Consider the following 19,959-nt stretch of genomic DNA (forward strand, 5'->3'; position numbering starts at 1 on the left):
CCGGACTGCCATGAAGAAGCTTATTGCTGCATCGATCCTGGCGCTCGCCGTCGCTTATCCGACCACCGCCCAGAACCCGCCCTTCGATACGCCGGCGCCGATCGCCTATCTCGAGGATCTGTCCTCGGGCGCGGTGCTGTACGCCAAGGATGCCGATCGCCGCATCCCGCCGGCATCGATGGCGAAGATGATGACGGTCTATGTCGCGTTCGACCTGATCAAGCAGGGCAAGCTCAAGCTGACCGACACCGCCGAAGTCTCTCCCGAGACGTGGAAGAAGTGGCATTCGCAGGGCTCGACGATGTTCCTCGCGGTCGGCGAGACGCCGCGCGTGGAAGACCTGCTCAACGGCATCGTGACGCTTTCGGGCAACGATGCTTGCGTGGTGCTCGCCGAGAAGATCGCCGGCACCGAGGAAGCCTTCGTCAATCTGATGAACCAGCAGGCGAAGAAGATCGGGCTGAGCAACAGCCAGTTCGGCACCTCGAACGGCTGGCCCGACGAAGGCCGCACCTTCGTGACCGCGCGCGACCTCGCGCATCTCGCCAAGGCGACGATCCAGGACCATCCGCAGCTCTACAAGCAGTTCTACAGCCGTACCTCCTACACCTGGGGCAAGACGCTTGGCGCAGGCGACGCGATCACCCAAGGCAATCGCGATCCCTTGCTCGGCCGCGTCGCCGGGGCCGACGGGCTCAAGACCGGGCATACCGACGAGGCGGGCTATGGCTTCACCGGATCGGCCGAGCAGAATGGACGACGGCTGGTGATGGTGGTCGCCGGGCTCGACAGCTATGGCGGGCGGGCCGAAGAATCGGTGCGCTTCATGCACTGGGGCTTCCGCGCGTGGAGCCCGCTCGCGATCGCCTCGAAGGGCAAGAAGATCGGCGAGGTCGAAGTGCAGGGCGGCGGCGCGGGCAGCGTCGGCGTCGTCGCGCCGCGCAATCTCAACGCGACGGTGCCCGCGGGCACTTCACCGAAGTTGACCGGCAAACTCGTCTATCTCGGGCCGGTCAAGGCACCGATCAAGGCGGGTGCGCACATCGCAGATCTGGTGGTCGAGACGCCGGGTATGCCGACCCAGACGCTGCCGCTGGTGGCGGAAGCCGATGTCGGCGAGGCGGGGTTCTTTCGTCGCGTGTGGCTGGGGATGACGTCGCTGTTCAGCTAAGCCGTCGCCCCGGCGAAACCCGGGTCGCGCGCCACCTGACGCGCTTGCGACCTGAGATCCCGGCTTTCGCCGGGATGACGATTGGTGTCTAAACCGCTTATGCTCCTTGGCAACGAATCCGCGCGTGACGCGCTCGCCGCCGCCATGGCCAGCGGGGTGCTCCATCATGCGTGGCTGATCGCCGGACCCCAAGGCGTTGGGAAGGGCGCGTTCGCGCGAGCCGCCGCCGCACGGATGCTCGCCGAAGCCAGCGAGCCGCAGAAGCTTAGCCCCGACTGGGAGGTGCCCGAGACCACCCAGACCGCGCATCTGATCGCCGCGGGCGCGCATCCCGATTATCGCGAGCTGGTGCGGCTGCCCAAGGATGCCGCCAAGCCCGACGAAGCGCTCGCCCGCTCGATCACCATCGCGCAGGTGCGCAGCCTGCAGCCCTTGTTCGCCACCAAGCCTTCGCTGAGTTCGCGGCGCGTGGTCATCATCGATTCGATCGACGATCTCGAGCGCGGCGGCGCCAATGCGCTGCTCAAGAATCTCGAGGAGCCGCCGGCGGGAACGATCTTCCTGCTGGTCAGCCACGCGCCGGGGCAGTTGCTGCCGACGATCCGCTCGCGTTGCCGTCTGTTGCGGTTCGAGGCATTGGCGGCCGAGCAGGTCGCCGGGATACTGCGATCCGAACTCCCGCAAGCGAGCACGAGCGAGATCGATGCGCTGGTTCGCGCCGGCGAAGGTTCGCCGGGGCGTGCGCTGGGCTTTGCCGGGCTGGATCTGGCGGCGCTGGAGGGGGACATGGCGACGCTCGCCGAGACCGGCGATCCTTCCAACGCAGTGCGCTCGCGGCTCGCCAGACTGCTCGGCGCCAAGGCGGCGCAGCCCCGCTACGAGGCGTTCCTGCACCGCTCGCCGAGCTTCATCGCCGAGCGCGCGCGGACGCGTTCGGGCGAGCCGCTTCGGGCCGCGCTCGACGCCTATGCCGCGGCGCGCGAACTGGGGGAGGCGGCGATCGGGCTGTCGCTCGATGCCGGGGCGACCGTATTTGAAATGTCGGGATTGATCGCGCGCCTATCGGTGCGGACTGCTTGACGTTCACGTAAAGGTAAAGCATATGCTGGGCCATGCCCGCTGCTGCTGCCTTTCCCGTCGAGGCCCTGGCGCCTATCGAGCCGCGTCCCAAGCAGGACGCTTTCTCCATTTCGGATCTGTGCGCCGAGTTCGGTGTCACGCCGCGCGCGCTGCGCTTCTACGAGGATGAGGGGCTGATCGGCCCCGAGCGGCGCGGCACCCAGCGCATCTATTCGCATGCCGATCGCGCGCGTCTCGCCTGGATCTTGCGCGGGAAGCGAGTGGGCTTCAGCCTCGCCGAGATCAAGGAGATGATCGATCTCTACGATGTCGGCGAAGGGCGGCGGCTGCAGAAGCAAGTGACGCTCGCGCGCTGCCGCGAGCGTATCCACCTGCTCGAGAACCAGAAGCGCGACATCGACGCGCACATCGCCGAGCTCCAGCAATTCGTCGAGCTGCTCGAAAGCAGCGACGCTCACTGAGGAACCTGACATGCCGCAATATACGCCGCCTTCGCGCGACACGCGCTTCATCCTCGATGCGGTGATCGGGCTGGAACGCTACGCCAATCTACCTGGTTTCCGGAATGCGACGCCCGACGTCGTCGAGGCGGTGCTCGATCAGGGTGGCCAGTTCGTCGCCGAGGTTCTGTTCCCGCTCAACCATTCGGGCGATCAGCAGGGTTGCACGCGTCACGAAGACGGCAGTGTGACGACGCCCGACGGCTTCAAGGAGGCGTACAACGCCTTCGTCGAGAGCGGCTGGGGTACGCTGAGCGCTCCCGAGCAATTTGGCGGGCAGGAGATGCCGTACGTCGTCTCAATGGCGTTCCAGGAATATATGATCTCGGCCAACATGGCCTTTGCGATGTATTCAGGGCTGGCCCACGGCGCGATCGCCGCCTTGCTGGCCAAGGGCTCGGACGAGCAGAAGGCCAAATACGTCCCCAAGATGGTGTCGGGCGAGTGGGGCGGCACGATGAACCTTACCGAACCGCATTGCGGCACCGATCTGGGCCTGATCCGCACGCGCGCCGAGCCCAATGCCGACGGCAGCTGGGCGATCACCGGCACCAAGATCTTCATCTCGTCGGGCGAGCATGACCTGACCAACAACATCATCCATCTGGTGCTCGCCAAAACCCCGGGCGCGCCCGAGAGCAGCAAAGGCATCTCGTTGTTCGTGGTGCCCAAGTTCATGGTCGGCGACGACGGTTCGCTGGGCGCGCGCAACGCAGTGTCGTGCGGTTCGATCGAGCACAAGATGGGCATCCATGGCAATTCGACCTGCGTGATGAACTATGACGGCGCCACCGGCTGGCTCGTCGGCGACGAGATGAAGGGTCTCGCCGCCATGTTCATCATGATGAACGCCGCGCGGCTGGGCGTCGGCCTGCAGGGGCTGGCTGTCGGCGAGACCGCATATCAGAACGCAGTCCAATATGCGCATGATCGGCGTCAGGGCCGCGCGCTCACCGGCCCGGCCGATCCGCAGGAGAAGGCCGACACCTTGTTCGTCCACCCGGACGTGCGCCGCATGCTGATGGAAGCGAAGGCGCAGACCGAGGGACTTCGCGCATTGTGCCTGTGGGGGGCGTTGCAAGTCGATCTCGAGCATGGCGCCGCGACCGAGGAGGAGCGCCAGCTCGCCGCCGATCTGATCGGGCTGCTCACTCCGGTGATCAAGGGCATCGGCACCGATATCGGCTACAAGGTCGCGACCGACAGCCAGCAAGTCTATGGCGGCCATGGCTACATCACCGAATGGGGCATGGAGCAGTATGTTCGCGATGCCCGCATCTCGATGATCTACGAAGGCACCAACGGGGTGCAGGCGATGGACCTGGTCGGCCGCAAGCTCGCCCAGAATGGCGGCCGTGCCGTGCAGGCGTTCTTCCGTGTCATCACCGAGGAGATCGGCGCGGCCAAAAGTAACGAAAAGCTCAAGAGCTTCGCCGAGGCGCTCGAAAAAGCGCTCGGCCATCTCCAGGGCGCGACCATGTGGCTGGCGGCCAACGGCTTCCAGAACCCCAACCATGTGGGTGCGGGCGCTTACCCGTATATGCAGTTGACCGGCACCGTGGCGCTGGGCCTGATGTGGCTGCGCATGGCCAAGGCTGCCGCGGAAATGCTGGCGACGGGTGCCGAGAATGCGAAGTTCCTCGAAGCCAAATTGATCACCGCGCGCTTCTATGCCGAGCGTTTTCTCCCCGATGCCGGCGCGCTCCGCCGCAAGGTCGAGAGCGGCAGCGACGCAGTGATGGCGCTCGATCCGGAGATGTTCCGCGCGGCGTGAAGCCGCTTGAGCGGCGGGCAAGGGCATAGCATGGTCGGGCGATGAACCTGACTATCGTGCCCCTGGAGCCCATCGAACGTGGCCAATTGCGTGTGATGCACGCGCGTGGCGCGGCGATGGCGCTGGTCTTGATCGTTCCGGCGATCATCGCCGAAATCACTATAAAGGACGAACTGCCGGTGCGTGGCGCACTTGCGGGAGTGGCGTTGCTCGCCGGTATCTGGCTCGCAATCCTGTCGCCACCGCGGCGCTGGCGGCACTGGCGCTATGCGTTCACCGGCAGCGAGCTTCATGTCGCGCACGGCTGGTGGACGCAAGTGCACACGATCGTGCCGGTGCTGCGTGTCCAGCATATCGACGTGGCACAGGGGCCGCTGGAGCGCAGCTTCGGCGTGGCGCGGCTGGTGCTCCATACCGCGGGCTCCGACAATACGATCGTGACGCTGCCGGGCATTACCCGCGCGACCGCCGAGGAGATACGCGACACGATCCGGGCACGGATCGGCAGCGCGGCGTGAGCGACGACGCGCCACGCCGGGTGCATCCGGGCACCATCGCGATCGGGATGCTCAAGTCGGCGCCATCGACCTTGCTGACCCTGCCGGCGTTATATGCCGCCGGCACGAAGTTCGGGCTGGTGACCAGCGCGTTGCTCGCGCTCGCCGGGCTCGCGGTCCTGGCGCTGATCACGTGGCTGGGCTGGTGGTTCCTGACCTATCGCCTGGCCGACGATGAGTTCGTGATCGAAAGCGGCATGCTGCATCGCAGCCGGCGCTCGATCCCGCTCGAACGCGTGCAGGACGTCTCGATCGAGCAGAAGCCGCTGGCGCGGTTGTTCGGGCTCGCGTTGGTGCGGATCGAGACCGGTGGGGGCGACAAGGACGAGGCGGCGCTCGACAGCGTGACGCTAGGCGAGGCGCACCGGCTGCGGCTCGCGTTGCGCCGGGCTCCGGCGGTGGTGGGCGCGGAGACGTCCCCCCCTGAAGTCACCGAAGATGCTGGCGGGCCGCTGTTCACGATGCCGATGGAGCGAGTGCTGCTCTATGGGCTGTTCAACTTCTCGCTGGTGTGGCTCGCCGCGATTTTCGCGGCGCTCCAGACGCTCGACGGGGTGATCGATTTCGACTGGAAGGAGCTGGTCGGGATCGCCGGGCGCGAAGTGCGCGGCCATCTTACCCTCACGGCGGGGCTGACCGTGCTCGTGCTGGCGCTGGCGCTCGGAGTGATTGCGGGCGTCGTGCGGACCGTCACGAAGGAATATGGTTTCCGCCTGGAAGAGCGCGACGGCCGATTTCGCCGCATCCGCGGGCTGTTGACGCGCAGCGAGGTGGTGATCGTCAAGGCGCGTATCCAGCTTGCATTGGTACGCCGGGCGCCGCTCAGCGGCAGGCTCAACTGGCGGAGCCTCGAATTCCAGACCTTGGGCGGCAGCGACGACAGCTCGGGACGCCAGGAGATGGCACCCTTTGCGCGCGACGAGGAGATCGAGCGGGTGATCGCGGCGGCCGGGTTGCCGCGTTTCGCGCCCGACGCGCTGACGGCGGTGTCGCGGGGGCATGTATTGCGTTCGGTGTTGCGGCACGGTCTGCCGGTGCTGCTGGTGTTCGCGGTTGCCGGCGCGTTCCTGCCGTTGCTCTGGCTGGGGCTCGCGCTGGTGCCGGTGCCGGTCGGGATCGCGCTGCTGCAACGGCGCCGACACCGTTATGGACTGCTTGAGACCAGCGCGCAGGTGACGCGCGGGGTGGTGTCGCAGCGCGACTGGACGGTGCCTTATGGCGCTATCCAGACGATAAGCGTGCGGCGGAGCTGGCTGCAGCGGCGGCTGGGCCTCGCGACCGTCGCGATCGACACGGCGGGGGCGAAGGGCTGGCACCGGCCCGATATCGCCGACGTCGCCGCGCCGACGGCCGCGGAACTCGCACAGGCGCTGGTGGCACGCGCCTGCTAGTTGGCGGGCGTCGGTGTCGGCCTGGGCGGCGTCAGAGTGAAGTTTACCGCCGGCCGCGCCGCAGGCTGCGCCGGATCAGTCTTGCGACGTACCCCGGTGAGCAGGGCGGGGCCGGGCGGAGCCTTGGCGTCGGGAAGCGGCGCGGCGCCGGCGGCGGGGATGGGCGCGGCTGCCGGCGCGACCGGCGGCTGGACGCGCATGCACTGGATCGGGCTCGGCCGCTTGAACTGCTGGCAGTTCCACAGCGCCTTGGCATAGCCCTGCGCCTGATCGCGCAGATAGCTGAACGACAAGGAAGCGGTTTGCGCGGGCGTGGCAGGAAGCTTGGCCGGCTTCTGCTTCGGATCGGTCCACGCCATGAATTTACAGTAGAGCCGCTCGCCGCAGGTCTTGATCGCCAGCGCGGCGAAAGCGTCGGGATTCATCTTCTTGTCGAGCACGACGAGGAAGTGGTTGGCGTCTAGCCCTGCGCCGACAGCATTGGGGACGGCGCTATCCGGGATCGTCGCCGGATCGATCAGCGAGCCGTCACCCTGCAATGCCGGTTCGAGCGGGTTGGTCGTGTCGCCCTGATGGACGCTCGACAGCCGGGCCATCTGGGGCACGTTGGGCTCGACTCCAGCATAGCCGCGGTTGAACGCCGGCGGCGTGCCCCACCATCCGGCCCAGCGGAAGAAAAGATGCGTGTCGACCGCAGAGATCTTCTCGAGGCTGGCGCTCCAATAGGGGACGACCCAATTGGTGTGGTAATGCGTGGCGTGGCCGACAGCGCCATAGACCGTGCCGTTAAGTGCCATCCCGGCGACATCGCGGGCGCGTTGCCACGCGCCGGGGTTGGGCGTGTAGCGCAGCATCGCGCCGTCGCAGGTAAAGGTGAACTGGCAGCCGGTGCTGCGTTCCGATCCTTGAAAGACCACGCCGCAGATCGTCTTGGGGAAAGCCGGGTGGCGCATCCGGTTGATGATCACCTGGGCGACCGCGCGCTGGCCGACGGCATCGTCACCGGCTTCGTAATAGACCGCCGCGGCGAGGCAATCGACGGCGCGGACCTGGCTGTCGGCCGCGCCGGACAGGTGGAATGCGCGGGCGGCAGGATTGGGAAGGCTGGAGAACGGGATGGCTGCGTTGATTTCGCGCGCATCATCGGGTGCCACGGCCTGCAGCTTGACCGGTTCGACCGGCGGCAGCTCCTGTTTCGGCACCACTCGTTTGGAGATCACTATCGGCGCGCGATTATGGACTATGACGCGCGGCGCAGTCGAGACGATCAGCAGCGGAACGCCGACGGCGACCAGCGCGAGCACCCCGAGCACGACGCGCAGCCAGAGCGCGACCGGGGACCGGGGCGCCGGCACGCGCGCGACTTCGGCTTCGATGGATTGCATCAGCATCGTGCGCGGCCGCTCAGCCCCGGTGCGCGCGGACGCGGCGGGTCAAGAGGGTGAGGCGAAGGCGAAATGTCAAAAGGCTGCTCCAGCGGGGTCGCCGCCCATAACGCAGCAGGCACGGATTTGGAACCATTGCGCCGTCGAAACGCCGCAATGGTCCGCTCAATCGCGTTTCCCCGGGGGCCGATCAGCTCTCGGGCAGGAACTCGGGCACGCTCAGATAGCGTTCGCCGGTATCGTAGTTGAAGCCGAGCACGCGGGCATTGTCGGGTAGATCGGGCAGCTTCTGGAGGATCGCGGCGAGCGTCGCGCCCGACGAGATGCCGACCAGCATGCCCTCTTCACGCGCCGCGCGACGCGCCATGTCCTTGGCCACGCCCGCGTCGACCTTGATCACGCCGTCGATCGCGTCGCCGTGGAAGTTCTTGGGGATGAAACCGGCGCCGATGCCCTGGATCGGGTGCGGACCCGGGGTGCCGCCCGAGATGACCGGTGAGAGTTCGGGCTCGACCGCGAACACCTTGAGGCCCGGCCAGCTCTTCTTGAGCGTCTCGGCGACGCCAGTGATATGCCCGCCTGTACCGACGCCGGTGATGATCACGTCGATCGGCGTATCGGCAAAATCGTTCAGGATTTCCTGCGCGGTGGTTCGGACATGAACCTCGACGTTCGCAGCATTTTCGAACTGCTGCGGCATCCATGCGCCTTCGGTGCTCTCTACGATCTCCATCGCGCGCTCGATCGAGCCCTTCATGCCCTTTTCGCGCGGCGTGAGATCGAAGCTGGCGCCGTAAGCGAGCATCAGCCGGCGGCGCTCGAGGCTCATGCTCTCGGGCATGACGAGTATCAATTTATAGCCTTTGACCGCGGCGACCATCGCGAGGCCGACGCCGGTATTGCCGCTGGTCGGCTCGACGATCGTCCCGCCGGGCTGGAGGTCGCCCGAGGCTTCGGCCGCCTCGACCATCGCCAGCGCGATACGGTCCTTGATCGAGCCGCCCGGATTGGAGCGCTCGGACTTGATCCACACCTCGGCGCCCGGAAACAGCTTCTGCACGCGGATGTGCGGGGTGTTGCCGATCGTATCGAGGATCGTGTTCGCCTTCATGTCGTCATCTCCTTGGGAGGCACTTCGAGATTGGCCGGAGGATCGAAGGTGCGAGCCCGCCTGAGCTCGGGGAATAGCTTGGCCCATAGCAGTGTGACAAGCACCGCGCCGATCCCGCCGCCGATCACTGCGGCGATCGGGCCGATCAGTGCGGCGAGGAAGCCGGATTCGGCCTCGCCGAGCTCGTTCGATCCCGAGATGAACAGGGTCGACACCGCGCCGACGCGGCCGCGCATCTGATCGGGGGTGTAGAGCTGGATCAGCGACTGGCGGACATAGACCGAAACCATGTCGGCGGCGCCGAGCACGAACAAGGCAACCAGCGAGAGCAAGACGGCGGGTGCGAAGTCATGGCCGATCGCCGAAGGGCCGAGCAGGCCGACGAGGAAGGGGGCGGAGGCGCCGAACACGACGGTGGCGAGGCCGAAGATCGCCACCGCGGCCAGCATCTTCTTGCCGACTTCGGTCCGGAGCGGGCGCCACGAGAAGAATATGCCGATCATCACCGCGCCCAGCGCCGGCGCGGCGCGGAGATGGCCGAGGCCTTCGGAACCGACCTGGAGGATGTCGCGGGCATAGACCGGCAGCATCGCAGTGGCGCCGCCGAGCAGCACGGCGAAGAGATCGAGCGAGATCGCGCCGAGCACCAGCCGGTTGCGGCGGACATAGTGCAAACCGTCGACCATCTGCGCCCAAGGGCTGCCGGTGAACTTGAGGGTCGTGCGCGGCACCGCCGAGATCAGCAGCAGCATGACCAGCGCGAGCAGGAACAGCCCCGACGCGACGAAATACGGCACCGAGGGGCCGGCGGCATAGAGATAGCCGCCCATCGCCGGGCCGATCACCGTGCCGATCTGCCACGAGACCGAGCTCAGCGCGATCGCGGTGGGCAGGCTCTCCTTGGGCACCAGATTGGGCGCCAGCGCGCCGAGCGCCGGGCTGGCGAAGGCGCGTGCCACGCCGAGCAACGCGGCGATGCCGAACAAAGCGGGAAGCGTGATCGTGTCGGTATAGGTCAGCCAGCCGAGGCTGAGGCCGCACAGCGCCTCGAGCGCCAGCGCGGCGCGGGCGATCCAGCGGCGGTCGATCCGGTCGGCGAGCCAGCCGGCGAACAGCGACAGGACGAGCAAGGGCAGGAACTGCGCCACGCCGATCAGCCCGAGCTGGAACGCGGCTTCCTTGATCGTCATCGTTGCGCGGGCGATGTCATAGACCTGCCAGCCGATGACGATGACCAGCGCCATCTGGCCGAGCGTCGCGGCGAAACGCGCCACCCAATAAGCGCGGAAATTGGCGATGGCGAAGGGATGGATCGGCATGCGCCGCTCCTGGCGTCTTCGCCGCGGCATCGCAACGGCGGAATGGCTATCGTCGCCTCCGGGAACCGGGTCCCGGTCCGGAAAGTTTCTAGGCCAACGACATCAACGAGACAGGAGAGGCCATATGGGCAAGGGCATATTGTTGTGGCTGATCGGCATCCCGCTTCCGATCATCATCCTGCTCCTGCTCTTCTGGCGCTAGGCTCCGGCGCTCAGGTGCTCGGCAGCGGGACACTGTCGAACAGCACGCCGCGAATCTCCCAAGCCTCGGCGGCGTAGGTCTCGCGAGTCGGCCCGCCGCGCGAGCCGTCTGACTGGACCGGGAGCAGCGGCACGATCTCCGCCGCCTCGGCCTCGAGCCGGGTGCGAATCCGGCGCATCAGCCGGGCGATACCGCGCCGATAGGTTTCCCAATTCTCAGAGGGGTGCGGACCCTGCCAGCGCGCGATATGCTCGCGATACTCGGCCATCAGCGCCGCGGTCTCGACGCTCGCCAGCGCGGCGCTCTGCTGGGCGTGCTCGCGCCGATCGCTCATCATCGGACCATAGACCGTCGATTCCATCCTCGCGAAATGAAACAGCAGGTCGCGCGTGAAGGCCCAGCGCTTGCTGGCCAGGCTGTCGCCGCACGACGGCCGCGTGCCTGCGGCATATTCCTCGGCCGCATCGACATTGGCGAGGATGCGGCAATGTTGGGCAAGCACACGATCAACGGACATTCGGGGGGTATTCTCCTGATTCCCCTGTGTCTCCGGTCTAGCTTCCGGGGGATGAACCCGCGGCCCCGGAAAAGGCCGTACGGGTGTTGCTACCTATCCCCGTATCCGGCGCTGCGACCTTGCTGCACTGCGGTATAATTGCTATAATACGCCAGATGTACCGTAGCGAACCCGATCCCATCCCCGCGCCCACCGGCCCGCTGCCGGCCTTGTTCGAAGCCATAGTCCGCAATCACTGCGTCGAGGCTACGTATAATGGCGGCCGCGTGGTGCTCGCGCCGCATGTCGCCTTCACGCGCCATAGCGAAGTCTATGTCGGCGCCACCACGATCGAGCGCGACGGCCAGCCGCCGCGCGAGGAGAAGATCGGGGTGTTCAAATTCACCGGGCTCGTCGACCTGACCGTCACCGAGCGCAGCTTCAAGCCCAGCACGCTCTTCGACCCGCGCGACGAACGCTTCGCGGCCGGGACCCTGATCGCAGTGGAACGCACTGCGATCTGAATCCCGGCCGAAAGAAAGCATCAGCGGCAGCGAACCTGCTGCTGGTTGCGATCGATCGCCGAGCCCGCGGCACCGCCGGCAATCGCGCCGAGCAGAGTCCCGACCGTGCTCGAACGACGCCCCGCGATGATGTTGCCGAACAGCCCGCCCGCAGCCGCGCCGACGATCAGCCCGGTCGTGCCGTCGCTGCGCTTGCAATAATAGCGGCCGTCATTGCCGCGATAGACGCGGTCGTCCTGCGAGAGCACGCGCTCCTGATAATTGCCCGAGCGATAATAACGCGAGGGCTCGTAATTCTCGTCGTCGTCATAGCGCGTATCGGGGCCGCGATCTTCATAGGTCGGGCGCGACGTGCGCGCACGGCGATAGCGCTCGACCGCTGCCTGGAACGCTTCATATTCGCTGTCGAAGCGGCGCTGCGCGGCATCGAAGCGCGCATCCTCGTCCTGATAGGCGCTGCTGGCATAACGCGTGCTGTTCTGGGCGGCGGCGGGACTGCTTGCGACGACGAGTGCCGCGGCGAGGGCCGTTAGGCCGGTGATGGTCTTCATGAATGTGTCTCCTGTTGTGCCGTGCGATACGGCCGACGACCCGCATCTGTTCCGCCAATGCGCGTGAAGCGGGGCTGAACACGCGCGCCCGCGCCAGGCTTGAATTGACTCGGTTTGCGGAAACGCGATTCATCTCGCAACTTTCTTGCGCGGCACCGGGGGCGACGAGTCAAGCGCGGCAAAAGCGAGGCGATAGTCGAAGCGGTGGCGCGTGCCGACCTGTTTGCCCTTGTAGAAGCGCGGGGTGGTGATGCCGTGCAGGGCGCGGTCCATCGCCTGGCCGAACGCCTCGTCATAGCCCATCTGCAGCGCGACGTCCCACGCCGCGGCGAAGCTCTCCGCGCCGGGACGGTCGCGGAGCTTGTAGGCGGCCTGCTTGGTCATCCCGACGGCGCGCGCGGCGTACAGCACGGTGCCCATCGCGGCGAGCGCGGCGATGAAGTCGCGTTGTCGGCGCGCGCTCCAGCCATGATGATGGACGCGGGTGAGCGCGACGGGCGTGAAGGCGAGCGGATCGGGGTCCTCGGCTGCGGGCGGCGCGTGCGGGACCTCAGCCACGCGCGGCGGCCTTTGCCGCGCTCCGGGCGCGATGGGCCAAAGCGAGCGCCAGCCGCGCCTTGGCCATGCCGTGGCAGGCGGCGTCGACCCGGGCCAATTGCCCGGCATCGAGGCCGCCATGGCGCAGGATGCGCGTGGCGAGGGCGTCGGCTTCCGCCTCCTCGATCGCGCGCCGCCATGCCCGCGAAAAGACGCTGCGCGAGCCAAGGCCGCGGCGGAAACAGGTGACGGCATAGGCGCTGGCGCCGACGCAGGCGGCCGCGGCGGCGACGTCGCCGGTCTTGAGCAGCGCGTGGAGGAAGGCGCGCTGGCGTTCGGCCGGCCAATCGGGGTGGGCCACGAGCTTGAGCGCGGCGAAGGGGTGGAGAGGGGAGGGCGACTCGGTCATCGACGAGTCTATCCCAGACGAAATCCTACATTGGAAGCCGGATCGAACGGATCACGAACGCGACATCGGCGCCACGGGTTACCCGGCGCAATTCTGCCGAAGGAAATCCAGCGCCGCCGCGAAGCCGGGCGCGAAGTTGCTGTCTGGCACTTCGATGATGACGCGGGCGCCGACGGGCTGGTTCTTCGCGATGAGTTCCACCTTGAACGCGCCGTCATAGCGGATTTCGGCGAGAGTGCCCCATGCGACTCGCCATGTGCGCTCCGCCTTGGCATTGGCGGCGATCGACGCGGTCGGCGTGGCGAATTCGGTTTCACAGTGGAGGACCGTCTTGCTGGTGCCGAGATCGCGGACGAGCAGCGAGGTTTTCTTCATGTCATCGCGGATATGGGTGACGGTGATGTCGTCATGGGGCGGCGAAGTCGCCAGCGGCTGAACAGGGTGACGCTTTGGGGGTGAGGTTCGTCGGTCTGGCGGAGCAACCATTTATAAGCGTGCGCTGCGCCGGGTATCATAATTCCGATGCGCGGCTTGATTGTCAGGGCGCTGGCGACCTCGGCGGACCCCGCCCGCTGATCGGCACCGCCACGTTGGCTCTATGTCCGCAACTGTTTCCATATCTGCGTCAAAACCGAACTCGCTCTTATGGTCAAGTTGAACGTGTCACAGCAAAGCGCTGTCCCTCGATACATTTTGTAGATATAGCCTCATAACACCGAAATATTCGGACGCACCATGGAGCATTATCATGCGTGTTTATATTTTTGGTTGGTTGGGAACGATCTTGATCGCTCTGGGAAGTTGCAACTCAGATGGGCATGGCGATATTGGAAATACTGATGTCGGTGATATTTTGGTACCAGGGCCGACGCCAGATCCGACCTCGTTTCCCACCGCGTCTCCAACGCGTACTCAGCCGGCTTTTAGCACGTCCGCAAACGACCTGCGTTCCGGTATCGCAACTACCAATCGAGTTGAATATCAACTCGGTTTGCCAAGACCGCTTCCTGGTGGGGCCTTTCACCCGGAAGTAGCGCAGTACGATGCTTCATTGGTATCGAACGATTATTTTCAAATTCCATCCATGACAGCGCGAAACATCCTGATGGGAGTGTCGGGGATAATTGACTCGGCGATTGCGGCGGAGTCACAGACAGCACCGACTTTATACAGCGTTAGTTCCGCAATCGGGCCGATCATTCAGATCGAGCCGCCCACCGCCACGGTGCGGGTCGTTCAGCCCGGTACGGCCGGCCAAATCGCTTTCGGCGCGGACAATTTCCATGGAGACACCGCCGATCGGCGGCTATTTGCGCGCCTCCAACTCGACGGCGCGACGGTTCGCGAGGAAGGCTTGTCTCTCCTAAAGGTCGGACCAAGCACGAGATTGCCGCAAAATCGCTATGCGACGCTCGGCTATTTTGCATCCGGCCAAGGTACCGAAGGAGAAATGAGAGCCTCTGACAGAAGATACTGGTTTGTCGCGGGCTCGCCGACAAAGCCGCAGGACAGGCCCACCAGCGGGGTCAGGATTTTTCAGGTGTCCGAGCTGAGTGGCGGTGCATATAATGCCAACGGCCCCTTCAACAGGATATGGCCAGTTGAAGGTAGCGCAACTATCGCGCTCGATTTCGCGACCGACACGCTGACGCTAACTTTTATATCCGCCTATGGCGGTCTGACCGATGAAACCAACGGGACATTGAGGTTTCCTGTTACCAGTACCGCCATTTTGGAAAGAGTGGATGATGCGGGAACTGTAACCTATCGGGGGGGAGGTGATCGAGTCGGACTTTCCGTATTCGCTCGCTTATACGGGCCCAATGCCGACGAGATCGGCATTGGGTTTAGCGCCCGCGTCGACAGCCCTCGCGGACCAGCCAATGCGATCCGCGCGCACATGGCCCTGGTGGGATATGCGCCTTAAAGCTGCTGGGCCTTATCCCAACGTCACAAAACTATCCATAACCCGCTTCCGCCCGGCGACCTCGAAGTCGATCTCGAGCTTGTTGCCTTCGATCTCGGCGATCAGCCCGTAGCCGAACTTCTGGTGGAACACGCGCAGCCCCACCGACAGATCGGCCCGGGGCTTGGCACCGAAGCTCACCGCCGACGCATGGCTCTCCAGCACCCGGGCGGGTTCGCGCGAGAAGGTGCGGGCAGTGAAGCTGCCGCCGGGGTTCTTCGCGTCGACTCCCGCGGCGCGCTGCCAGCCGGGGCCGCGGCCGGTGCCTCGGCCGACGTCCGCGAACGGATCGGCGCGTTCGGACCAGTTGGCCTGCCACAGGCTGGCGCCGCCCGACATAGTGGTCTCGGTCTCGACATGCTCGCCCGGCAATTCGGCGACGAAGCGGCTGGGGAGGCTGCTGGTCCATTGGCCGTAGATGCGGCGGTTGGCGGCGTGGAGGATCGTCGCGCGGCGGCGGGCGCGGGTGATCGCGACATAAGCGAGGCGGCGCTCTTCCTCGAGGCTGACGAGCCCACCCTCGTCGAGTGCACGCTGCGAGGGGAAGATGCCTTCCTCCCAGCCGACGAGGAACACCGTGTCATATTCGAGGCCCTTGGCGGCGTGGATCGTCATGATCGTGACCTTGGGTTCGTCGGCGCTCGCCTCGTTGTCCATCACGAGGCTGACATGCTCGAGGAACGCAGTGAGCGACTCATATTCCTCCATCGCGCGGACGAGTTCGTTCAAGTTTTCGAGGCGGCCGGCGGCTTCGGCGGTGCGATCGGCCTGCCACATCGCGGTGTAGCCGCTCTCGTCGAGGATGATCCGGGCGAGCTCGGGATGGGGGAGGGTGTCGCCCATGCTGCGCCAGCGGGCGATGTCGCCGATGAGATTGCCGAGGCTGCGGCGGGCCTGGGGGGTGAGCTCGTCGGTGTCGAGGATGCGCGCGCCGGCGGTGGTGAGGGGGAGGCCCTGTGCGCGGGCGAACTGGTGAACCTTGGCCAGCGCCTTGTCGCCGAGGCCGCGCTTGGGGACGTTGACGATGCGTTCGAAGGCCAGGTCGTCCGAAGGCTGGGCGACGACGCGCAGGTACGCGAGCGCGTCGCGAATCTCGGCGCGCTCGTAGAAGCGGAAGCCGCCGATGATGCGATAGGGCAGCCCGATGCTGATGAAGCGGTCTTCGAACTCGCGGGTCTGGTGCTGCGCGCGGACGAGGATCGCAGTATCGTCGAGGCTCAGGCCCCCGCGCTGGAGGCCTTCGATCTCCTCGCCGACGCGGCGCGCTTCCTCGGGGCCGTCCCAGATGCCGAGCACCTTGACCTTCTCGCCCTCGTCCTTCTCGGTCCACAGGGTCTTGCCGAGGCGGCCGCCATTATTGGCGATCACCCCCGAGGCGGCGGCGAGGATGTGCGGGGTGCTGCGGTAATTCTGCTCGAGCCGGATTACTTTCGCGCCGGGGAAATCCTTTTCGAACTTGAGGATGTTTTCGACCTGTGCGCCGCGCCAGCTGTAGATCGACTGGTCGTCGTCGCCGACGCAGCAGATGTTCTTGCGCTCCTGCGCGAGCAGGCGGAGCCAGAGATATTGGACGCTGTTGGTATCCTGATACTCGTCCACCATGATGTAGCGGAAGCGGTTCTGATAGTGCGATAAAACCTCGCGATCGGTCTTCAGAATCACGAGCATGTGGAGCAGCAGATCGCCGAAATCGCAGGCGTTGAGGGTGCGCAGGCGGTCCTGATACGCGGCGTAGAGCGCCTGGCCCTTGCCGTTGGCATAGGCTTCGGACTCACCGGCGTCGATTTCGCGGGGCGTGAGGCCCTTGTTCTTCCAGCCGTCGATCATTCCGGCGAGCTGGCGCGCGGGCCAGCGTTTTTCGTCAATATCGGCGGCTAGGATGAGCTGCTTGAGCAGGCGGAGCTGATCGTCGGTGTCGAGGATGGTGAAATTGGACTGGAGCCCGACCAGTTCGGCGTGACGGCGCAGCATCCTTGCGCCGATCGCGTGGAAGGTGCCTAGCCACGGCATGCCCTCGACTGCGTCGCCAACGAGGCGGCCGACCCGCTCGCGCATCTCGCGCGCGGCCTTGTTGGTGAAGGTTACCGAGAGGATCTCGCTGGGATATGCCTTACGCGTGAACAGCAGATGCGCGAGGCGGGCGGTGAGCGCCGCGGTCTTGCCGGTGCCGGCGCCGGCGAGGACGAGCACGGGGCCCTCGGTGGTCAGCACGGCATCGCGCTGGGGGCATTGAGGCCCCGCAGATAGGGGGCGTCGTCAGGAGCGGGCGCGGGGAGACTCATCGGTGAACAGGTAGGGAACGCGGGCGTTTCGGGCAAGCCGGAACCGGCGCGGGCGGGGCGCGTCTATAAGGATTCTGTCTGCCGGAGAATCACTGCAAATGCGCCACTTGCTGCTCCTGCCGCTGTTGTTCGCGACCGTTCCCGCGTTCGCGCAGGTCGAGGAACTCGATCAGGTCGAGCCGGGCAAGGGCGAATGGCAGGCGGAATATCTCGGCAGCTATGGCGGGACCGACGATCATCAGATCGAAGTCATCGCGGGGCTCACCGACCGGCTGGTGCTGGGCGTGCAGGCCGAGTTCGAGGGACGGGTGCTCGAGGGCTGGGGACCGGTGGCGCTCTATCGGTTCAGCGATCCGGAGAAGGATCCGGTCGGGATAGGGCTCGAGACGCAGATCGAGATCGATCGCGGCGGGCGGCTGGGCGAGGCCGAATTGCGCGGGATCGTCGACCGACGCGCGCCGGGCTGGTGGCTCCAGGCCAATCTGATGCTGCGCTACCAGCGCGACGAGGGCGCGCGCGGGACCAACGTGGCGTACGCGACCTCGGTGCAGCATGCGCTGGGCGACAAGGCGTGGCTGGGGATCGAGGCCTCCGGGCGCGCGGTGCGGCTGGGCGGCGCCCCCCAAGCGGCGGCGCAGGGCGAGCATTATGCCGGGCCGAGCCTGACACTCGAACTCGCCGACGACAAGCTCGAGCTGGGTGCGGCCTGGCTGCAGCGGCTGGCCGGCGCAGGGCCGAAGTCCGAGCCCCGGCTGTTCGTCCAGTTCACTTTCTGAATACGGGCGGCTAAGCGGCGGCGATGGGACTGAAGAACAGGAAGATCCGGCTGGCGATCGTGCTGGCGCTCGCGGTGGTCGCGGCGTTCTATGCGTGGCGCACCAGCCAGACCGTGGCGCCCAAGCCCTGCGAGCCCGGGCGGCACGAGGAAAAGGATGCGAGCGGCAAGGTGATCAAGGTCACCCGGACGACGTGCATCTGAGCTTGTCCGCTGAACTGTAACGCTGTTGTCATGCCACGGTCACGAAGTGCGGTCATTTCGCACCCATCATGGCCACCCTAGCACTCGATCAGGCGCCCGCGGCAAACCAGCCGGGGATCTCGCGATTCGACTATAAGACCCACCCCCTCGCCTGGCTGGTCTTCGCCGGCCTGCTCGTCGGGGGGCTGGCCTATGCGGGGGTGAGCGTGCTCACCGACACGCGCGGAGTGGGCGAGGAGCTGGCGCTGGGAGTGTTCGCCTTCCTCGTGCTGGCGCTGCTGATCGCGTTGGGCTTCGAGTTCGTCAACGGCTTCCACGATACCGCCAACGCCGTTGCGACGGTGATCTACACCAATTCGATGCCGGCCCATTTCGCCGTGGTGTGGTCGGGCTTCTTCAACTTCCTCGGGGTGATGTTCTCGAGCGGAGCGGTGGCCTATTCGATCATCACTTTGCTGCCGGTCGACCTGATCCTCAACGTGGGGTCGGCCGCCGGATTCGCGATGATCTTCGCCTTGCTGCTCGCGGCGGTCTTGTGGAATCTCGGCACCTGGTATGTCGGACTGCCCAACAGTTCGAGCCATACGCTGATCGGATCGGTGCTCGGCGTCGGTTTCGCCAACCAATTGATTGCCGCGGGATCGCGCGGCGGCACCGCCGGCGTCGACTGGAGCCAGGCGCAGAAAGTGCTGACCGGCTTGTGGATGGCGCCGCTGATCGGCTTCTTCGCGGCATTGCTGTTGTTGCTGGTGATGCGCGCGGTGATCCGCCGGCCCGAGCTTTACCGGGCGCCCGAGGGCGACAAGGCGCCGCCCAGGGGCGTGCGCGCACTGCTGATCTTCACCTGCACCGCAGTGTCGTTCAGCCATGGCTCGAACGACGGCCAGAAGGGCATGGGGCTGATCATGCTGATCCTGATCGGCTGCGCCCCCACTGCCTATGCGCTCAACCGGACGCTGCCGGCCAGCGCGACCCCGGCCTTCGTCCAGACCGCCAATGTCGCCACCGCGGCGTTCGACGCGCGCAGCGGCGGGATCGCCATGGCGCCCGAGCAGGCGCGAACGACGCTCACCACCGCGCTTCAGCAGCGCAAGGTCGACAGCCCGCAAGTCTATGCCGCGCTCGACAGCCTTTCGACCGACCTGACCGCACGCGTCGCCAGCTATGGCTCGCTGAGCAAGGTGCCCGCCGAGGCAACGCCGAACGTACGCAACGACATGTATCTGGTGCTCGACACGACCAAGCTCGCGACCAAGAAGCCTGAGGGCTTCCGGGAGGACGAGCTCAAGGCGATCAAGGCGTATCAGTCGAACCTCGAGGCCGGCACGCGCTTCATCCCGCTTTGGGTGAAGGTGGTCGTCGCGATCGCATTGGGGCTGGGGACGATGATCGGCTGGAAACGCATCGTGATCACCGTCGGCGAGCGAATCGGCAAGCAACACATGACCTATGGCATGGGCGCGACCGCCGAACTGGTCGCCGCGGTAACGATCCTCAGCGCCGACCGGTTCGGGCTGCCGGTGTCGACCACGCATATCCTGTCGTCGGGCGTGGCGGGTGCATCGGTGGCGAACGGGGCGGGACTGCAGGGCCGCACGATCGCCCAGCTCGCCGCGGCGTGGCTGCTGACCTTGCCTGCGGCGATGGCGCTGTCGGGCGGGCTCTATTGGCTGATGCTGACCGCAGTGAAGGCCTGGCAGCTGGGCTGAACAAGACGCGGGCGAC

The 19,959-nt window shown here is 66.1% G+C and carries 19 protein-coding genes and 1 pseudogene; 11 read left to right on the forward strand and 9 right to left on the reverse strand.

The genetic code is table 11. The features are described 5' to 3' along the window. Positions 1–10: 10 nt before the first annotated feature. The 6 genes from CVN68_RS04530 (at position 11) to CVN68_RS04555 (ending at position 6,473) form a co-directional block, all read left to right on the forward strand. A complete protein-coding gene (locus tag CVN68_RS04530) occupies positions 11–1,171 on the forward strand; it encodes a D-alanyl-D-alanine carboxypeptidase family protein (RefSeq protein ID WP_100281148.1) in 1,161 nt (386 codons plus the stop codon). Positions 1,172–1,270: 99 nt separating this feature from the next. Further along, positions 1,271–2,251 (forward strand): AAA family ATPase, encoded by a 981-nt coding sequence (locus CVN68_RS04535; protein WP_100281149.1) that lies wholly within the window; start codon positions 1,271–1,273, stop codon positions 2,249–2,251. Positions 2,252–2,283: 32 nt separating this feature from the next. Next, positions 2,284–2,712, forward strand: coding sequence for a MerR family transcriptional regulator (locus CVN68_RS04540; protein ID WP_100281150.1), 429 nt, complete (start codon positions 2,284–2,286; stop codon positions 2,710–2,712). A gap of 10 nt (positions 2,713–2,722) precedes the next feature. After that, positions 2,723–4,525 carry an acyl-CoA dehydrogenase C-terminal domain-containing protein gene (locus CVN68_RS04545; RefSeq protein WP_100281151.1) on the forward strand — a complete coding sequence of 601 codons (1,803 nt, stop codon included), beginning with the start codon at positions 2,723–2,725 and terminating at the stop codon, positions 4,523–4,525. A gap of 41 nt (positions 4,526–4,566) precedes the next feature. After that, complete coding sequence (locus CVN68_RS04550) at positions 4,567–5,043, forward strand: PH domain-containing protein (protein WP_100281152.1); 477 nt, start codon at positions 4,567–4,569, stop codon at positions 5,041–5,043. Continuing rightward, the gene (locus CVN68_RS04555) at positions 5,040–6,473 is read left to right on the forward strand and encodes a PH domain-containing protein (RefSeq protein ID WP_100281153.1); all 1,434 of its coding nucleotides are present in this window, start codon (positions 5,040–5,042) and stop codon (positions 6,471–6,473) included. Before CVN68_RS04550 ends, CVN68_RS04555 begins: the two co-directional genes overlap by 4 nt. Here CVN68_RS04555 and CVN68_RS04560 read toward each other — a convergent pair. The 4 genes from CVN68_RS04560 to CVN68_RS04580 all read right to left on the reverse strand — a co-directional run bounded on the left by CVN68_RS04560 (position 6,470) and on the right by CVN68_RS04580 (position 11,007). Then, a complete protein-coding gene (locus CVN68_RS04560) occupies positions 6,470–7,858 on the reverse strand; it encodes a cell wall hydrolase (RefSeq protein ID WP_100284206.1) in 1,389 nt (462 codons plus the stop codon). The two genes, CVN68_RS04555 and CVN68_RS04560, sit on opposite strands and share 4 nt — an antisense overlap. Before the next feature lie 190 nt (positions 7,859–8,048). Beyond that, entirely contained in the window at positions 8,049–8,969 is a 921-nt protein-coding gene (gene cysK, locus CVN68_RS04565; RefSeq protein ID WP_100281154.1) for a cysteine synthase A, read from the reverse strand. Then, positions 8,966–10,288, reverse strand: coding sequence for an MFS transporter (locus CVN68_RS04570; protein WP_100281155.1), 1,323 nt, complete (start codon positions 10,286–10,288; stop codon positions 8,966–8,968). The genes cysK and CVN68_RS04570 overlap by 4 nt, the downstream gene beginning before the upstream one ends. 212 nt (positions 10,289–10,500) lie before the next feature. Further along, positions 10,501–11,007 (reverse strand): hemerythrin domain-containing protein, encoded by a 507-nt coding sequence (locus CVN68_RS04580; protein ID WP_100281157.1) that lies wholly within the window; start codon positions 11,005–11,007, stop codon positions 10,501–10,503. A gap of 155 nt (positions 11,008–11,162) precedes the next feature. On the opposite strand from CVN68_RS04580, the gene CVN68_RS04585 reads away from it, so the two are divergent. Beyond that, positions 11,163–11,510 carry a hypothetical protein gene (locus CVN68_RS04585; RefSeq protein ID WP_100281158.1) on the forward strand — a complete coding sequence of 116 codons (348 nt, stop codon included), beginning with the start codon at positions 11,163–11,165 and terminating at the stop codon, positions 11,508–11,510. A 20-nt stretch (positions 11,511–11,530) separates the two neighbouring features. On the opposite strand, the gene CVN68_RS04590 is transcribed toward CVN68_RS04585, so the two are convergent. From CVN68_RS04590 to CVN68_RS04605, 4 genes are all read right to left on the reverse strand, one after another. Beyond that, the gene (locus tag CVN68_RS04590) at positions 11,531–12,061 is read right to left on the reverse strand and encodes a glycine zipper 2TM domain-containing protein (protein ID WP_100281159.1); all 531 of its coding nucleotides are present in this window, start codon (positions 12,059–12,061) and stop codon (positions 11,531–11,533) included. A 129-nt stretch (positions 12,062–12,190) separates the two neighbouring features. Further along, positions 12,191–12,619 carry a hypothetical protein gene (locus tag CVN68_RS04595; protein ID WP_100281160.1) on the reverse strand — a complete coding sequence of 143 codons (429 nt, stop codon included), beginning with the start codon at positions 12,617–12,619 and terminating at the stop codon, positions 12,191–12,193. Then, positions 12,612–13,007 (reverse strand): hypothetical protein, encoded by a 396-nt coding sequence (locus tag CVN68_RS04600; protein WP_100281161.1) that lies wholly within the window; start codon positions 13,005–13,007, stop codon positions 12,612–12,614. Before CVN68_RS04600 ends, CVN68_RS04595 begins: the two co-directional genes overlap by 8 nt. A gap of 78 nt (positions 13,008–13,085) precedes the next feature. Next, positions 13,086–13,382, reverse strand: coding sequence for a hypothetical protein (locus CVN68_RS04605; RefSeq protein WP_100281162.1), 297 nt, complete (start codon positions 13,380–13,382; stop codon positions 13,086–13,088). 373 nt (positions 13,383–13,755) lie between these two features. Between CVN68_RS04605 and CVN68_RS04610 the strand changes: the two genes are divergently transcribed. After that, positions 13,756–14,934, forward strand: a complete 1,179-nt coding sequence (locus CVN68_RS04610; protein ID WP_158298740.1) for a hypothetical protein — start codon at positions 13,756–13,758, stop codon at positions 14,932–14,934. A 12-nt stretch (positions 14,935–14,946) separates the two neighbouring features. Here the strand turns inward: CVN68_RS04610 and CVN68_RS04615 are convergent. Next, a pseudogene (locus CVN68_RS04615) lies at positions 14,947–17,255 on the reverse strand (ATP-dependent helicase). A gap of 98 nt (positions 17,256–17,353) precedes the next feature. Here CVN68_RS04615 and CVN68_RS04620 point away from each other — a divergent pair. The 3 genes from CVN68_RS04620 (at position 17,354) to CVN68_RS04630 (ending at position 19,943) form a co-directional block, all read left to right on the forward strand. Then, positions 17,354–18,031, forward strand: a complete 678-nt coding sequence (locus CVN68_RS04620; protein ID WP_100281164.1) for a hypothetical protein — start codon at positions 17,354–17,356, stop codon at positions 18,029–18,031. Between the two features lie 23 nt (positions 18,032–18,054). Then, a complete protein-coding gene (locus CVN68_RS04625; protein ID WP_100281165.1) occupies positions 18,055–18,234 on the forward strand; it encodes a hypothetical protein in 180 nt (59 codons plus the stop codon). A gap of 68 nt (positions 18,235–18,302) precedes the next feature. After that, positions 18,303–19,943 carry an inorganic phosphate transporter gene (locus CVN68_RS04630; protein WP_100281166.1) on the forward strand — a complete coding sequence of 547 codons (1,641 nt, stop codon included), beginning with the start codon at positions 18,303–18,305 and terminating at the stop codon, positions 19,941–19,943. Positions 19,944–19,959 lie beyond the last annotated feature (16 nt).

Origin of the sequence: Sphingomonas psychrotolerans, assembly GCF_002796605.1 — a bacterium.
Taxonomy (GTDB): domain Bacteria; phylum Pseudomonadota; class Alphaproteobacteria; order Sphingomonadales; family Sphingomonadaceae; genus Sphingomonas; species Sphingomonas psychrotolerans.

Coding starts and splice junctions, on each gene's coding strand:
- CVN68_RS04530 (WP_100281148.1), top strand. CDS start 11: ATGAAGAAGCTTATTGCTGCATCGATCCTGGCGCTCGCCGTCGCTTAT.
- CVN68_RS04535 (WP_100281149.1), top strand. CDS start 1,271: ATGCTCCTTGGCAACGAATCCGCGCGTGACGCGCTCGCCGCCGCCATG.
- CVN68_RS04540 (WP_100281150.1), top strand. CDS start 2,284: ATGCCCGCTGCTGCTGCCTTTCCCGTCGAGGCCCTGGCGCCTATCGAG.
- CVN68_RS04545 (WP_100281151.1), top strand. CDS start 2,723: ATGCCGCAATATACGCCGCCTTCGCGCGACACGCGCTTCATCCTCGAT.
- CVN68_RS04550 (WP_100281152.1), top strand. CDS start 4,567: ATGAACCTGACTATCGTGCCCCTGGAGCCCATCGAACGTGGCCAATTG.
- CVN68_RS04560 (WP_100284206.1), bottom strand. CDS start 7,858: ATGCAATCCATCGAAGCCGAAGTCGCGCGCGTGCCGGCGCCCCGGTCC.
- cysK (WP_100281154.1), bottom strand. CDS start 8,969: ATGAAGGCGAACACGATCCTCGATACGATCGGCAACACCCCGCACATC.
- CVN68_RS04570 (WP_100281155.1), bottom strand. CDS start 10,288: ATGCCGATCCATCCCTTCGCCATCGCCAATTTCCGCGCTTATTGGGTG.
- CVN68_RS04580 (WP_100281157.1), bottom strand. CDS start 11,007: ATGTCCGTTGATCGTGTGCTTGCCCAACATTGCCGCATCCTCGCCAAT.
- CVN68_RS04585 (WP_100281158.1), top strand. CDS start 11,163: ATGTACCGTAGCGAACCCGATCCCATCCCCGCGCCCACCGGCCCGCTG.
- CVN68_RS04590 (WP_100281159.1), bottom strand. CDS start 12,061: ATGAAGACCATCACCGGCCTAACGGCCCTCGCCGCGGCACTCGTCGTC.
- CVN68_RS04600 (WP_100281161.1), bottom strand. CDS start 13,007: ATGACCGAGTCGCCCTCCCCTCTCCACCCCTTCGCCGCGCTCAAGCTC.
- CVN68_RS04605 (WP_100281162.1), bottom strand. CDS start 13,382: ATGAAGAAAACCTCGCTGCTCGTCCGCGATCTCGGCACCAGCAAGACG.
- CVN68_RS04610 (WP_158298740.1), top strand. CDS start 13,756: ATGCGTGTTTATATTTTTGGTTGGTTGGGAACGATCTTGATCGCTCTG.
- CVN68_RS04620 (WP_100281164.1), top strand. CDS start 17,354: ATGCGCCACTTGCTGCTCCTGCCGCTGTTGTTCGCGACCGTTCCCGCG.
- CVN68_RS04625 (WP_100281165.1), top strand. CDS start 18,055: ATGGGACTGAAGAACAGGAAGATCCGGCTGGCGATCGTGCTGGCGCTC.
- CVN68_RS04630 (WP_100281166.1), top strand. CDS start 18,303: ATGGCCACCCTAGCACTCGATCAGGCGCCCGCGGCAAACCAGCCGGGG.